General features: G+C 74.8%; 14 protein-coding genes. 7 read left to right on the top strand and 7 right to left on the bottom strand.

Translation table 11 applies throughout. The features are described from left to right. Positions 1-108: 108 nt before the first annotated feature. Entirely contained in the window at positions 109-300 is a 192-nt protein-coding gene (locus OU787_RS08575) for a hypothetical protein (protein ID WP_123556034.1), read from the top strand. Between the two features lie 4 nt (positions 301-304). On the opposite strand, the gene OU787_RS08570 is transcribed toward OU787_RS08575, so the two are convergent. Next, positions 305-1,114: a site-2 protease family protein gene (locus tag OU787_RS08570; RefSeq protein WP_268658982.1), complete on the bottom strand. Its 810-nt coding sequence runs from the start codon at positions 1,112-1,114 to the stop codon at positions 305-307. Between the two features lie 188 nt (positions 1,115-1,302). Between OU787_RS08570 and OU787_RS08565 the strand changes: the two genes are divergently transcribed. Beyond that, the gene (locus tag OU787_RS08565; protein ID WP_268658981.1) at positions 1,303-4,647 is read left to right on the top strand and encodes an ATP-binding protein; all 3,345 of its coding nucleotides are present in this window, start codon (positions 1,303-1,305) and stop codon (positions 4,645-4,647) included. Positions 4,648-4,654: 7 nt separating this feature from the next. Here OU787_RS08565 and OU787_RS08560 read toward each other — a convergent pair whose 3' ends face one another. The 3 genes from OU787_RS08560 to OU787_RS08550 all read right to left on the bottom strand — a co-directional run bounded on the left by OU787_RS08560 (position 4,655) and on the right by OU787_RS08550 (position 6,889). Continuing rightward, complete coding sequence (locus OU787_RS08560) at positions 4,655-5,482, bottom strand: ABC transporter permease (protein WP_268658980.1); 828 nt, start codon at positions 5,480-5,482, stop codon at positions 4,655-4,657. Beyond that, positions 5,479-6,459: a daunorubicin resistance protein DrrA family ABC transporter ATP-binding protein gene (locus tag OU787_RS08555; RefSeq protein ID WP_030460723.1), complete on the bottom strand. Its 981-nt coding sequence runs from the start codon at positions 6,457-6,459 to the stop codon at positions 5,479-5,481. Before OU787_RS08555 ends, OU787_RS08560 begins: the two co-directional genes overlap by 4 nt. Positions 6,460-6,559: 100 nt before the next feature. Further along, the gene (locus OU787_RS08550) at positions 6,560-6,889 is read right to left on the bottom strand and encodes an ArsR/SmtB family transcription factor (RefSeq protein ID WP_035955575.1); all 330 of its coding nucleotides are present in this window, start codon (positions 6,887-6,889) and stop codon (positions 6,560-6,562) included. A 104-nt stretch (positions 6,890-6,993) separates the two neighbouring features. On the opposite strand from OU787_RS08550, the gene OU787_RS08545 reads away from it, so the two are divergent. Then, entirely contained in the window at positions 6,994-7,398 is a 405-nt protein-coding gene (locus OU787_RS08545) for a tautomerase family protein (protein ID WP_030460725.1), read from the top strand. A gap of 26 nt (positions 7,399-7,424) precedes the next feature. On the opposite strand, the gene OU787_RS08540 is transcribed toward OU787_RS08545, so the two are convergent. Beyond that, positions 7,425-7,556, bottom strand: a complete 132-nt coding sequence (locus OU787_RS08540; RefSeq protein WP_268658979.1) for a hypothetical protein — start codon at positions 7,554-7,556, stop codon at positions 7,425-7,427. Between the two features lie 188 nt (positions 7,557-7,744). Here OU787_RS08540 and OU787_RS08535 point away from each other — a divergent pair, with 188 nt between their 5' ends. Next, positions 7,745-7,921 carry a hypothetical protein gene (locus OU787_RS08535; RefSeq protein ID WP_268658978.1) on the top strand — a complete coding sequence of 59 codons (177 nt, stop codon included), beginning with the start codon at positions 7,745-7,747 and terminating at the stop codon, positions 7,919-7,921. Positions 7,922-8,293: 372 nt separating this feature from the next. On the opposite strand, the gene panB is transcribed toward OU787_RS08535, so the two are convergent. Continuing rightward, positions 8,294-9,169, bottom strand: coding sequence for a 3-methyl-2-oxobutanoate hydroxymethyltransferase (panB, locus tag OU787_RS08530; RefSeq protein ID WP_030460726.1), 876 nt, complete (start codon positions 9,167-9,169; stop codon positions 8,294-8,296). A gap of 260 nt (positions 9,170-9,429) precedes the next feature. On the opposite strand from panB, the gene OU787_RS08525 reads away from it, so the two are divergent. From OU787_RS08525 to OU787_RS08515, 3 genes are all read left to right on the top strand, one after another. Then, positions 9,430-11,046, top strand: coding sequence for an MFS transporter (locus OU787_RS08525; RefSeq protein WP_030460727.1), 1,617 nt, complete (start codon positions 9,430-9,432; stop codon positions 11,044-11,046). A gap of 23 nt (positions 11,047-11,069) precedes the next feature. Then, complete coding sequence (locus OU787_RS08520) at positions 11,070-11,732, top strand: TetR/AcrR family transcriptional regulator (protein ID WP_030460728.1); 663 nt, start codon at positions 11,070-11,072, stop codon at positions 11,730-11,732. Positions 11,733-11,912: 180 nt separating this feature from the next. After that, complete coding sequence (locus OU787_RS08515; protein WP_030460729.1) at positions 11,913-12,917, top strand: endonuclease/exonuclease/phosphatase family protein; 1,005 nt, start codon at positions 11,913-11,915, stop codon at positions 12,915-12,917. Between the two features lie 9 nt (positions 12,918-12,926). Here OU787_RS08515 and OU787_RS08510 read toward each other — a convergent pair whose 3' ends face one another. After that, positions 12,927-13,706, bottom strand: a complete 780-nt coding sequence (locus OU787_RS08510) for a putative protein N(5)-glutamine methyltransferase (RefSeq protein ID WP_030460730.1) — start codon at positions 13,704-13,706, stop codon at positions 12,927-12,929. Positions 13,707-13,844: the final 138 nt, after the last annotated feature.

The following is a 13,844-nucleotide window of genomic DNA, read 5'->3' as shown; positions in this document are numbered from 1 at the left end:
GCCCCGCGCTCCCGGCGCGCGCCCCCGGGTGCCCCACCCCCGGCCCCGGCGGCCCCGTTCGGTCGGCGAGAATGGCCGGGCACACCACCGCCCCGAGGAGCCCCCGCCATGCCCCGCAACGCCCTGTACGCCCTGACCGTCCTCGTCCTGGCGGTGACCGCCGCGGTGGTCTCCTTCATGAAGGGCAACTGGCTCGGCGTGGTGTGGATCCTGATGGCCGGCGTGGCCAGCAACATCGCCTGGTACTACCTCCGCAAGGACCGCGCCGAGCGCCGCGCCGCCGCCGCGGGCCGGGGCTGAGCCGTTACTTCCAGAACGTGAACAGATCGTGGCCGAGGCTGATGTACCGGGGGTCGGCGCCGAACAGGTCGAAGATCCGCACCGTCAGGTCGAACAGCCACTGGCCGACCTGGCTCTGCCACACCAGCGCGAACAGCAGCAGCATGCCGTAGGGCGCGTACGGGGCGACAGCCCGGCGGGCCTTGTACGACAGCCAGGGTTCGAGGATGCCGTAGCCGTCCAGGCCAGGGACCGGCAGCAGGTTCAGGATCGCCGCGGTGACCTGGAGGTAGGCGAGGAAAGCCAGCGCTGCGGGCAGCGGTGAGACGCCGTACGCCTGGTCGCCGATGACAGCGGGCACGTCCGGGTCGTTGAACCAGCCCTGGCTGACGAGCACCAGCGTCACCACGCCGAACGCCACGTTCACCAACGGACCGGCCGCCGAGATCAGGCTGTGCTTGAGGCGGCCCGAGATCCGGTCCCGCTCGATGTACACCGCGCCGCCGGGCAGGCCGATCCCGCCCATGATCACGAAGACCACCGGCAGTACGAAGCTCAGCACCACGTGCCCGTACTTCAGCGGGTTCAGCGTCAGGTAGCCCTTGGCACCGACCGTGATGTCGCCGCCCGCCAGCGCGGTGCGGGCGTGCGCGTACTCGTGCAGGCAGAGCGAGACCATCCAGCCGGAGACCACGAAGAGGAACACGCCGATGCGCATGTTCCCCCACGCGGCGGCCAGCGCCCAGCCGGAGGCGATCAGTGCGGCGGCCAGCGCCAGGAAGATCGGGCTGACCCGGTGCTCCGCGCTGCGCTGGCCGGTACTGGCGTACGTCATGGTGGAAGGGCTCCGGAGGTGGTGGCGGGACGGGCGTCCGATCATGCTGCCGACCGGGGGCGCCGGACAAGCGGCCCCGGGTGAACGTACGGGAGCGGGCGGACGTTCCGCCGCCCCGGCCGCGCCCGGCGGGGGCCTTCGCACGGGTGTGCGCCCCGGGGCGGTGGCGCGTCCCCCAGAATGGGCGGGTGCACTACGGCATCCTCGGCACCACCACCGCCCACCACGACGACGGCACCCCGGTCGCGCTCGGCGGCGCCCGGCTGCGCGCCCTGCTGGCCGCGCTCGCCCTGCGCCAGGGCCGCCCCGTGCCCGCCGAACTGCTCGCCGACGAGGTGTGGGCCGACGAACCGCCGCAGGACGCCGCCGCCGCGCTGCAGACCCTGGTCGGCCGGCTGCGCCGCACCGTCGGCCGGGCCGAGATCGGCTCCGGGCCCGCCGGGTACTGGCTGACCGACCCGCGCACCGACGTCGCCGAGTTCCAGCGGCGCTCCGCCGACGGCGCCCGCGCCCTGCAGGGCGGCGACCCGGCCGCCGCCGCCGAGCAGCTCACCGCCGCGCTCGCCCTGTGGCGCGGCCCCGCGCTCGCCGACCTGCCCGACCGCACCGCCCCCGCCGCCCGGCTGGAGTCCCAGCGCGCCGAGGCCCGCCGGCACCGGCTGACCGCCGACCTCGCCCTCGGCCGCACCGCCGAGGTCACCGCCGAACTCGCCGAACTCTGCCGCGACCACCCCTTCGACGAGCAGCTCCAGGCCCTCCAGCTGCGCGCCCTGCGGGCGGCCGGCCGCACCGCCGAGGCGCTCGGCCGCTACGAGGAGGTCCGGCGCACCCTGGCCGAGGAGCTCGGCACCGACCCGGGCCCCGAACTGCGCGCCCTGCACCGGGAGTTGCTCACCGCCGACGCGCCCCCGGCCCCCGCCCCGGCCCCCGCTCCCGCGCCCCCGGCCGCCGCCCCCGCCACCGGCAACCTGCGCCCCGGCCGGACCAGCTTCGTCGGCCGGGACGGCGAACTCGCCACCGTGGCCGACGCCCTGACGGCCGGCCGGCTCACCACCCTGACCGGCCCCGGCGGCTCCGGCAAGACCCGGCTCTCGGTCGAGGCCGGCCGGATCGAGCAGGACGCCGCCCGCTGGCCCGGCGGCGTCTGGCAGATCGAGCTCGCCCCGCTGGAGGACCCGGCCGCCGTCCCCGACGCGGTCGCCTCCGCGCTCGGCCTGCGCGAGACCGTGCTGCACACCGGCGGCGCCGTCGCCGAGGCGATCGAGGGCGGCCGCAAGGACCCGGTCTCCCGGCTCGTCGACCACCTCGGCCGCCGCCGCGTCCTGCTGCTGCTCGACAACTGCGAGCACGTCGTCCAGGCCGCCGCCGACCTCGCCGACCGGCTGCTCGCCGACTGCCCCGGCGTCACCGTGCTCGCCACCAGCCGCGAACCGCTCGGCGTCCCCGGCGAGAGCGTGCTGCCGGTCGAGCCGCTGCCCGACCCGTCCGCGCTGCGCCTGCTCGCCGAGCGCGGCGCCGCCGCCCGCCCCGGCTTCCGCACCGACCAGGACCCGGCGGCCTGCGCCGAGCTGTGCCGCCGCCTCGACGGCCTGCCGCTGGCCATCGAACTCGCCGCCGCCCGGCTGCGCGGTCTCACCCCCCGCCAGCTCGCCGACCGCCTCGACTCCCGGTTCGCCCTGCTCACCGCGGGCTCCCGCACCCTGCTGCCCCGCCAGCAGACCCTGCGCGCCGTCGTCGACTGGTCCTGGGACCTGCTCGGCAAGCGCGAGCGCGCCGTGCTGCGCCGGCTGTCGGTGTTCGCCGGCGGCTGCACCCTGGAGGCCGCCGAACAGGTCGTCGCCGACGGCGCGCTGGTGCGCCGCGAGGAGGTCGCCGACCTGCTGCTCTCGCTGGTCGACAAGTCCCTGCTGGTGGCCGGGCTGGGCGAGCAGCCCCGCTACTGGATGCTGGAGACCATCCACGAGTACGCCGCCGAACGCCTCGCCGAGGCCGCCGAACCCGACACCGCCGACCGGCACACCCGGCACTACCGGGAGCTCGCCCGCACCGCCCACCTGAACCTGCACGGCCCGGGCCAGCTCGACGAGCTCGCCCGCCTCGACCGCGAGCAGGAGAACCTGCGGGCCGCGCTGCGCCGCGCCGTCGACACCGGCCAGGAGCAGGAGGGCCTGGCCCTGGCGCTGGCGATGGCCGGCTACTGGATGCTGCGCGACTACCGCACCGAGTCCCGCACCTGGTACGAGGCGGTCTCCGCGCTCGGCCCCGACCCGTACGCCGACGGCGCCCCGCCGCCCGTCCCGCTCACCGCCAACCCGCTGGACGCCCCGCTGCCGATGCCGCCCGACCTGCTCGACGAGGCCCGCCGCCAGCTCGGCCTGCTCCGGTTGATCAGCCTGTTCTCCGGGGACATGAGCATGCTGCACAGCTCGGGCGCGCTGGACACCGCCGAACGCATCCTGGCCGCCTACACCCCCGACCTGCCGCAGTCCTACCGGCAGCCGGTGCTCGCCCGGATCTTCACCGTCTTCCTCACCGGCGAGATGGAGCGCACCCGCGAGGTGATGGACGACGCGGTGGCCGGCGCCCGGGTGCACGGCGACCCGCTCGACCTGGCGTTCGCCCTGCAGCTGCGGGCCCGGCTGCTCAACGACCTGGCCGGCGGGCTGGACCAGGCGATCGCCGACAGCGAGGAGGCGCTCGCCCTCTACACCGCGCAGGGCGACCGCTGGGGCATGTCCGACGCGCTCTCCGGCAAGGCCGAGAACGCCACCAAGTCCGGCGACGCCGCCGAGGCCGAGGCGGCCTTCCGGCAGGCCATCGAGCTCTCCACCCAGCTCGGCGCGCACCAGGAGGTCCCGATGCTGCGGGCCCGGCTCGGCGAGGTGCTGGCCGAACGGGACCCGGAGGCCGGCGAGCGGATGGTCCGCGAGGCGGTCGCCGACGCCTCCGGGGAGCACACCGACGCCGAGGGCGCCCGGATGTACGGGCGGCTGGTGCTGTGCAACCTGGCGGTGCGCCGCGGCGAGTACGCCGAGGCGCTGGCCGTGCTCGACGAGCTGCCCGCCGACCCCGGCGCGCGCGGACCCGTCCCCTCGGTGTTCGCCGGCATCGTCGGCTGCATCCGCGGCTGGGTGGTGGCCCGCTCCGGCGACCCGGCCGCCGGCCTGGAGCTGATGCGGGCCGGCCGCCGCACGATGACCGAGGTCGAGGGCGGCCCCACCATCTTCGTCGAGCACATGGCGATGATGCTGATGACCCCGCTGGCCGGCGCCCTGGTCGAGTACGCCCGGGCGTACGGCGAGCCCGCCGCGGCCCGCCGCGCCGCCGCCCTGCTCGGCGCCCACGAGGGCATCAGCGGCATGCCCGGCTCGTTCATGGAGCGCAGCGAGCACGCCCGGTGCGCCGCCGCGGCCCGCGAGCTGCTCGGGGCGGACGCGTACCTGGCCGCGTACGAGGAGGGCGGACGCCTCACCCTGCGCGAGGCGTCCGCCCTGCTGAACGATCCCGGCCCGTTCCGCGCCGGGGGCGCCTGACCCACCGTCAGGTGCGCTTGCGGAAGCGGGCCACCGCGAGCGGCGCGGTCACCGCGGTGATCCCCGCGGCCCAGAGCAGCACCGTCAGCACCGAGTTGCCGACCGGCTGGTCGTTGATCAGCGCCCGGCAGGCGTCGGCCAGCGCGGAGAGCGGGTTGTGCCGGGTGAACGCCTCCAGCCAGCCCGGCATGCTGGTCGGCTTGGCGAAGATCGAGCTGCCGAACTGCAGCGGCATCATCACCAGCATCGACATGCCCTGCACCGCCTGGGCGCTGCGCAGCGACATGCCCAGCAGCATCGACACCCACATCAGCGAGGAGCCGAACAGCAGCGACAGGCCGACCGCGGCCAGCAGCTTCAGCGGCCCGCCCGCGACGTCCAGGCCGAGGGCCATCGAGAAGCCGATCAGCACCGCGAAGGCGACCACCGCGCGCAGCGTCTCGGCGATCATCTTGGACAGCAGCACCGCGGAGCGCCCGATCGGCAGGGTGCGGAAGCGGTCCATCACGCCGGTCTGGAAGTCGGTGTTCAGGCCGGTGCCGAGCGCCATCGCCAGGTTCAGGCCGGTGGTGCCGAGCAGGCCGGGCACCATGTACTGCATGTACGTGTGCTGGTCGCCGGCCATCGCGCCGCCGAACACGTAGACGAACAGCACGATCATGATGACCGGGACCAGCAGCGCGTCCAGCATCGACTCCGGGTCGGCCTTGATCCGCATCAGGTTCCGGCGGGTCAGCGCGCCCAGGTGGCGCAGGTTGCCGCGCAGGCCGATCCGGGTGTCGTCGGCGCCGGCGGGGGCCGCGGCGGGCGCGGGGGTCAGGGTGGCGGTGCTCATGCGACGGGCTCCTTGTCACGGTTCCGGGCGGGGACGGCGGACTTGCCGGTGATGGTCAGGAACACCTCGTCCAGGCTGGGCAGCTCGGTGCCGATGCCGGCCACCCCGAAGCCGCGGGTGCCCAGCACCCCGATCACGGCGGTCAGCTGGTGCTCGTCGGTCAGGTGCACCGAGAGCAGGGCGGACTCGGCGGAGAAGGTGGCCGGGATGCCGGACTCCTGCAACGCCCGGGCCATTTCCGGCAGTTGGGCCGGGTCGGCGGGCCGCACCTGCAGGCTCTGCCCGCCGACCTGCTTCTTCAGCTCCTCGATGCCGCCGTTGGCGATCACCCGGCCCTTGTCGATCACGGTCAGGGCGTGCGCGAGCTGCTCGGCCTCCTCCATGTACTGGGTGGTCAGCAGCACGGTCGAGCCCTCGCCGACCATCCGCTGCACCTCGTCCCACACCTCATTGCGGGTGCGCGGGTCCAGGCCGGTGGTGGGCTCGTCCAGGTAGAGCACCTTGGGGCGGCCGATCATCGACGCGGCGAGGTCCAGGCGCCGCCGCATGCCGCCCGAGTAGCCCTTGGCGGGCCGCTTGGCCGCGTCGGTGAGCGAGAAGCGCTCCAGCAGCTCGGCGGCGCGGGCCTTGGCGTCCTTCGCCGAGAGGTCGAGCAGGCGCCCGATCAGGTAGAGGTTCTCGTAGCCCGACAGCAGCTCGTCCACCGAGGCGTACTGGCCGGTCAGGCCGATGGTGCGGCGCAGCTGCTTGGGCTGGCGCAGCACGTCGTAGCCGCCGACGAACGCGCTGCCCGCGTCCGGCTTGATCAGCGTCGACAGCACCCGCACCAGGGTGGTCTTCCCGGCGCCGTTCGGCCCGAGCAGCCCGAGCACCGTCCCCTCGCGCACCGTCAGGTCGACCCCGTCCAGGGCCTTCGTCTCCCCGTAGTGCTTCACGATGCCGTGGACCTCCACGGCGTTCCGCTCGATTCGTGTCATGGCAACCACCGTGCCGGGGGCGGCTGTCACGGCGCTGTCAGCCCGCTGTCAGGGGGGATGACGGCGGGCTGACGGGGAGACTGCCGGCGGTGAGCCGCCGTCAGCGTTCGGCGGGCTCCTCGGCCAGGACCAGGGCGAGCAGGCCGGGGAAGCGCCGGTCGAACTCCGCGCGGCGCAGCCGGTTCAGGCGCCGGGCGCCCTCGTCGCGCTGCTCCAGCAGGCCGACGGCGCGCAGCGCCGTGAAGTGGTGGGTCCGGGTGGCCTTGGACACGGGCAGGTCGATGGAGCCGCAGGCGTGCGTCCAGTCGGGGGCCGCGGCCAGGGCGCGGACGATGAGGCGGCGCACCGGGTCGGCGAGCGCGTCCAGGGCCGCCTGCAGGGGGACCAGGTCCGGGTCGGCGGGTGCCGGTTCCGTGCCGCGTGCGGGCATCGCGCTCCTCCTTGCCGGGTGTTCGACAACCATCGTACAGTTCGGGTGTTCGATCCGTGTCGAACATCCAGCCGCCGTACCGCCCCACCCCTTCAGGAGCAGCCGTGCCCTTGGTGCGCATCGACCTCGCCGACTCCCGTCCCGCCGACCTCCGCCGGGCCATCGCCGACGGCGTCCACGACGCCCTGGTCGCCGTCGTCGGCATCCCGGCGGGCGACCGCTTCCAACTGCTCACCGTCCACCCCGCCGACGAGCTGGTCTTCGACGCCGACCACCTCGGCATCCGGCGGCTGGACGTGGTGTACGTGCAGATCACCCTGGTGGCGGGACGTCCCCGGCCGCTCAAGGTGGAGCTGTTCCGGCGGATCGCGGCGAACCTCGCGGCCGTCGGCGTCCGGCCCGAGGACGTCCACGTCACCCTGACCGAGAACACCGTCGAGGACTGGTCGGTCGGCAACGGCGAGGCCCAGCTGCTCGCCCTCGGCCCGGTCGCGGGCACCGCGGGCTGAGACCGGCCGGCCCGCGGAGGGCGGCGTCAGCGCGCGGGGCGCCGCTCCGGCCGCCGGCCCCACGGCTTGAACACCGACAGCACCACGTCGGCCAGGTGGAGCAGCAGGGCCACGGTGCGGACGATCACCAGGTGGTAGCGCAGGAACCCCGGCTCCACGGCCGGGACGGAGCCCGTCGGGTGCCGCTCGGCCGCCCGCGCCGCCTCGTGCAGCCGGGCGGTGAGCGCGAGGACCGAGGCCGCCGTCGCCGCCGGTGTCAGCCAGAACTTGACGGCGACCCAGCGGAACCGGAACAGCCCCCACCGGGTGCCGCTCGGCCGCCCGCGCCGCCTCGTGCAGCCGGGCGGTGAGCGCGAGGACCGAGGCCGCCGTCGCCGCCGGTGTCAGCCGGAACTTGACGGTGACCCAGCGGAACCGGAACAGCCCCCACCGGGTGCCGAGCGCCAGCGCCACCCCGCTCGCCAGGCTGGTCGGGCTCGGCGGGACGACCGGCGCGTCGCCCGGCATCGCCATCGCCCGGTAGGCGGTCCGCGCCGTGCCGGCGTCGTCCGTCGGCAGCGCCCGCACCGCGAGGGTGAGCAGGCACAGCATCAGGGCCGGCCGGCCGAGGCGACCACGTGCACCGCCAGCGTGCCGTGCCGGGCCCGCGGGGACGGCCGCCGGCCCGTTCCGGCCGGCCGCCCGGCGCCGCGGTCGCCGGCCTTCCGGGCTGTCGTCGGTCCGGCGGACGGGGACGTGCGCACCTCGCTCGGCCCGCGGGTCACGGACGGACCCCGGCCTCCTCCGCCCGTCCCGCCCGGGCGTCCTCCGGCGGGAGCAACTCCCCCTGCTCCCGGCCGAGTACGCCCGTCCGCCCGCCCCGGGGGAGGGGCGGGCGGACGGGCGTGCACGGGCGCTAGCTGAAGCTGTGCTCCGGGCCGGGGAAGGTGCCCTCGCGGACGTCGGCGGCGAACTCGGTCGCGGCCTGGGCGAGCGTCGCGCGGAGGTTCGCGTACTGCTTGACGAACTTGGGGACGCGGCCGGCCGTCATGCCGGCGAAGTCGGTCCAGACCAGGACCTGCGCGTCGGTGCCGGGGCCGCCGCCGATGCCGACGGTGGGGATCGCGGAGTGCTCGGTGACCTGCGCGGCCAGCTCGGCCGGGACGGCCTCCAGGACGACGGCGAAGGCGCCGGCCTGCTGGACGGCCTTGGCGTCGCGCAGCAGCCGGTGGGCGGCCTCGTCGCCGCGGCCCTGGACGGGGTAGCCGCCGAAGGCGTGCACGGACTGCGGGGTGAGGCCGATGTGGGCCATCACCGGGATGCCGGCGTCGACGAGCAGTTCGATGGTGCGGGCGCTGCGCTCGCCGCCCTCCAGCTTGACGGCCTGGACGCCGGCCTCCTTCATCAGGCGGGCGGCGTTGTGCAGGGCCTGGGCGGGGGACTCCTGGTAGGAGCCGAACGGCAGGTCGCCGACGACGAGGGCGCGCTTGGTGCCGCGGACCACGGCGGCGGAGAGCATCACCATCTGGTCCATGGTCACCGGCACGGTGGTCTCGTAGCCGAGGTGGCAGTTGCCCGCGGAGTCGCCGACCAGCAGGACCGGGATGCCGGCCTCGTCGAAGACTCCGGCGGTGAGGGCGTCGTAGGCGGTGAGCATCGCCCAGCGTTCGCCGTTGCGCTTGGCCTTGGCGAGGTCCCGGACGGTCACCCGGCGGCTGGTGACGCCGCCGTAGAGGGTGGTGCCGGCGGGGGCGTCCTGCGTCTGGGCAGGCTGAAGCGGAGAGGCGTTCATCGAACAGACTCCAAGTGTGTGTCGTCTCGTGGCGCCGTGCGGCGTCCCCGGATCTGGCTCCATGCTTGCACGCCGCGGGCCGTGCGCAAAGAGTCGGGAGCCCGGTCGTGTCCGGCCGCGCCCGGCGGCGGACGGGCCGATGGGGCCGACGGGGCGGGTCGGCGGGCGGTGCGGGCGCTTGGGGAAGTCTTTACCCTTCCTTGACTTCAGAGTACCGATACGAGACCGTCTCGTATTGGAAAGGGGTCTAGGCTGTCCGTATGACCTCGCCGACCGCCGCTGCCCCGGTATCCCGGGTGCCGGAAGCCGTACACCGCCGACGCTGGTGGATCCTGGGCACCCTGGTGCTCGCCCTGCTCGTCGTCGTCCTCGACAACTCGATCCTCAACGTGGCGATGAAGACCATCGCCACCCCCGCCCCGGTCGGCCTCGGCGCGAGCCAGAGCGACCTGGAATGGGCGATCAACTCCTACACGCTGGTCTTCGCGGGCCTGCTGTTCACCGCGGGCCTGCTCGGCGACCGGTTCGGCCGCAAGTGGACGCTGCTGGCCGGCATGCTGGTCTTCGGCCTCGGCTCGCTGCTGTCCGCGCTGGCCGCCAGCCCGGGCGAACTGATCGGCTACCGCGCGGTGATGGGCCTCGGCGGCGCCTTCGTGATGCCCGCCACGCTGGCCATCATCATGAACGTCTTCGAGCGGCACGAGCAGCCCAAGGCGATCGGCATCTGGGCCGGCGCGGTCGGCCTGGCCATCGCCATCGGCCCGATCACCGGCGGCCTGCTGATCGAGCACTTCTGGTGGGGCTCGGTCTTCCTGGTCAACGTCCCGATCGTCGTCGTGGCGCTCGGCCTGATGGGCTGGCTCGTCCCCGACTCCAAGGACCCCAACCCCGGCAAGCTCGACCCGGTCGGCGTGCTGCTGTCCATCGTCGGCCTGGTGGCGCTGATCTACGGCATCATCAAGGGCGGCGAACTGGCCGACTTCACCGACCCGAAGGCCTGGATCCCGACCCTGGTCGGCGTGCTCGCGCTGGTCGCCTTCGTGCTGTTCGAGAAGCGCACCCGGTACCCGGCGCTGGACGTCACCTGGTTCCGCAACAAGGTGTTCTCGGCCTCGATCGGCGTGGTCGGCATCGTGTTCTTCGCGCTGATGGGCGTCTCGTTCTTCGGCGTCTTCTACATCCAGAGCGTGCGCGGCTACAGCGCCCTGGAGGCCGGCGAGCTGATGCTGCCGCTGGCCGTCGCCCAGCTGGTCTTCGCGCCGCGGGCCCGGTTCGTGGTCGACCGCTTCGGCATCCGCGCCACCTGCGCGGGCGGCATGCTGCTGGTCACCGTCGGCTTCCTCGGCTACGCCTTCCTCACCGCCACCAGCCCGATCTGGCTGCTGATCGTGCTCGGCTTCGTGATGGGCACCGGCATGGCGCACGTGATGCCGCCGGTGACGGTCGCCATCATGGGCGCGCTGCCGCGCGAGAAGGCCGGCGCCGGCTCCGCACTGAACAACACCTTCCGCCAGGTCGGCGGCTCGCTCGGCATCGCGGTGCTCGGCGCGCTGCTGTCGACGGTCTACCGCAACGGCATGGACGACCACCTGGCCGCGGTGCCCGAGCAGGTCCGCGACCGGGCCGGCGAGTCCATCGAGTCCACCCTCGGCGTCGCCGAGAAGCTCCACCTGCCCGCCCTGGTCGACCCGGCCAAGGACGCCTTCATCCACGCCATGCACGTGGTCTCCGGCGTCTCGGCCGGCGTCACCGTGCTCGGCGCGGTGCTGGCACTGCTCCTGCTGCCCGGCAAGGTCGCCGCCCCCGGCGGCCCGGGCGCCCCGGCCCCCGGCCCGCAGGACCGCAGCGGCTCCGGCGCGAGTGCAGCCAAGGTCTGATCGCGAGGGTGGAGAATAGGGCCATGACGAGCGCCGAAACTCCGCTCCAGCCGTGCCACGGCCCCGCCGCGGAGCAGGACGCTCCGCGGCGGGGCCGCCCGCGCAGCGAGGCCGCCGAGCAGGCGATCTACCGCGCGGTGGAACAGCTGATGGAGGACGGCACCGGCCTGTCCGAGCTGTCCATCGAGCGGATCGCCGCCGAGGCCGGCGTCGGCAAGGCCACCATCTACCGGCGCTGGCCCAACAAGGAGGCCCTGCTGGTGGACGTGGTGGCCCGGCTGGAGGAGCCGCTGCCCCCGCTGCTCGGCCCGACCTACCGGGACGACCTGATCAACGCCGTCGACTACATGCGCCGGCGCGGCCTGATCAAGCGCTCCCGCTGGATCGTCAAGTCCGCGCTGGGGCAGATGAACACCTGGCCGGAGCTCAAGCACACCTACCAGGAGCGGGTGGTGCAGCCCCGCCGCGAGATGGTCCGCCAGATCGTCCGGCGCGGCGTCGACGCCGGGGAACTGCGCGCCGACCTGGACGTCGAGCTGCTCTGCGAGCTGCTGATCGGCCCGATCCTGGTGCGCACCGTGCTGTGGGACGACTCCCCGCTGGAGGACCCGGACCTGCCCCGCCAGATGGTCGACGCCGCGCTCCAGGGCATCGGCGCCCGCCCGGCCCCGTCCCCCGCGCACTGACCGCCCCGCGGTCGCCCCGCCACCACCGCCGCCGGCCCCGTCCGGCGCAGGACCGGAACTTTCCGGGCACTTCGCCGCGTCCATCCCGTCATAGGCTGATCCGGGAATCGGATCGGATCGGGGCAGGTCGGGGCCGCCGTCGGCGGCGCGGCCGGCCGGTGCGGCGGTGAGGAGCGGGCGATGGTGCGGGCGGACGGCCCGGCGGTGGCGACGGCGTCGGACGAGCGGGCCGCGGCCCGGTGGGAGGGGCTGCGCCGCTGGTTCGCTTGGCGCCGCGGGTGGCCGCTCACCGTGCTCGGCCTGCTGGTCACCCTCCTGCTGGTGTGCCACGCCCAGGTGCCCAACGCGGTCGGCAACCTGGGCAGCCTGCTGGAGACCTTCCTGCCCTGGCTGGGGCTGGCCGTCCCGGTGCTGCTCGGGCTCGCGCTGTGGCGGCGGGCCGGGATGGCGGTGGTCGCCGCGCTGCTGCCCGGCGCGGTCTGGCTGAACCTGTTCGGCGCGCTGCTGGTCGACAAGAGCAGCGGCCCCGGCGACTTCACCGTGCTCACCCACAACGTGGCCGCCGCCAACGACGACCCGCAGGGCACCATCCGGATGCTCGCCGGCTCCGGCGCCGAGATCGTCGCGCTGGAGGAGCTGTCCGCGTCCGCCGCCCCGGTGTACGCCGAGGGGCTGGCCGCCGCCTTCCCGTACCACGTGGTGGAGGGCACCGTCGGGCTGTGGTCCGGCTACCCGATCGACGAGGTCTCCGTGGTCGACCTCAAGATGGGCTGGACCAGGGCCTTCCGCGCCCGGGTCAGCACCCCCAAGGGCCCGCTGGCGGTGTACGTCGCCCACCTGCCCTCGGTCCGGGTCAAGTTCGACAGCGGCTTCACGGCCGGGCGGCGCGACGTCAGCGCGCAGGCCCTCGGCGACGCGATCGAGCACGAGCCGCTGCGCAAGGTGCTGCTGCTCGGCGACCTTAACGGCACCATGAACGACCGCAGCCTGGCCCCGATCACCTCGCAGCTGCGCTCCGCCCAGGGCGCGGCCGGCGACGGCTTCGGCTTCTCCTGGCCGGCCTCCTTCCCGACCGCCCGGATCGACCAGATCCTCAGCAAGGGCGGCCTGGTCCCCACCGACTCCCGCACCCTCCCGGCGGACGCCAGCGACCACCTCGCGGTGGCCGCCGACTACCGCTACTAGGCTCTGCCCCTACCGGGCCCGGACGCCGATCACCACGGTGGCGTCCCGCTCCTCGTCCTGCTCCGTGTGCGCTTCGAGGCCCTGCCCGGCCAGCAGGGCGGCGGTCGCCGGGGCCTGGCGTCCGCTGGTCTCGATCAGCAGGCGGCCGCCGGGGGCCAGCCAGCGGGGGGCGGCGGCCGCGACCCGGCGCTGGACGGCCAGTCCGTCGGCGCCGCCGTCCAGGGCCGTCGCGGGCTCGTGGTCGCGGGCTTCGGGCGGCAGCAGCGGGATCTCCCCGGTCGGCACGTACGGGGCGTTGGCCAGCAGCAGGTCGACCCGGCCGCGCAGGGCGGGCGGCAGCGGGGCGTCCAGGTCGCCGAGGTGGACCAGGCCGCCGTACGGGGCCAGGTTGCGGCGGGCGCAGGCCACCGCGGCCGGGTCGACGTCCGCGGCGTGCAGGACGGTGTCCGGGCCGAGCCGGGCGGCCAGTGCGGCGCCGATCGCGCCGGAGCCGCAGCACAGGTCGAGCAGCACCGCGCCGGGGCGGCCCAGCGCGGCGGCCCGCTCGACCAGGAACTCGCTGCGCCGGCGCGGCACGAACACCCCGGGGGCGAGCGCGATGCGCAGTCCGGCGAACTCGGCGAAGCCCACCACCTGTTCCAACGGGTGCCCCGCGCAACGGAGTTCGAGCATCCGATCGAGTTGCGCGGGGTCGGTGGCGGCGGCCAGCAGCAGCCGGGCCTCGTCCTCGGCGAAGACGCACCCGGCGGCGCGCAGCCGGTCGGTGAGCAGGGCTGGGGGGAGTGACACGGGGACCTCTCGAAGAGCCTGGCGGGCTCCCCGTCCGGTCAGGCCGCGACCCGGCGGCGGGGGAGCACCTCGACGACCTGCACGGTGATCTCTCCCACCTCCTCGGTCCGGCGCGCCCGCCATGACCGGACGCGTGCT

This window comes from Kitasatospora sp. YST-16 (genome assembly GCF_026802215.1).
Lineage (GTDB): Bacteria > Actinomycetota > Actinomycetes > Streptomycetales > Streptomycetaceae > Kitasatospora > Kitasatospora cineracea.
Note: the sequence above shows the minus strand (reverse complement) of the source record. Positions and strands in the feature narration are given on the sequence as shown.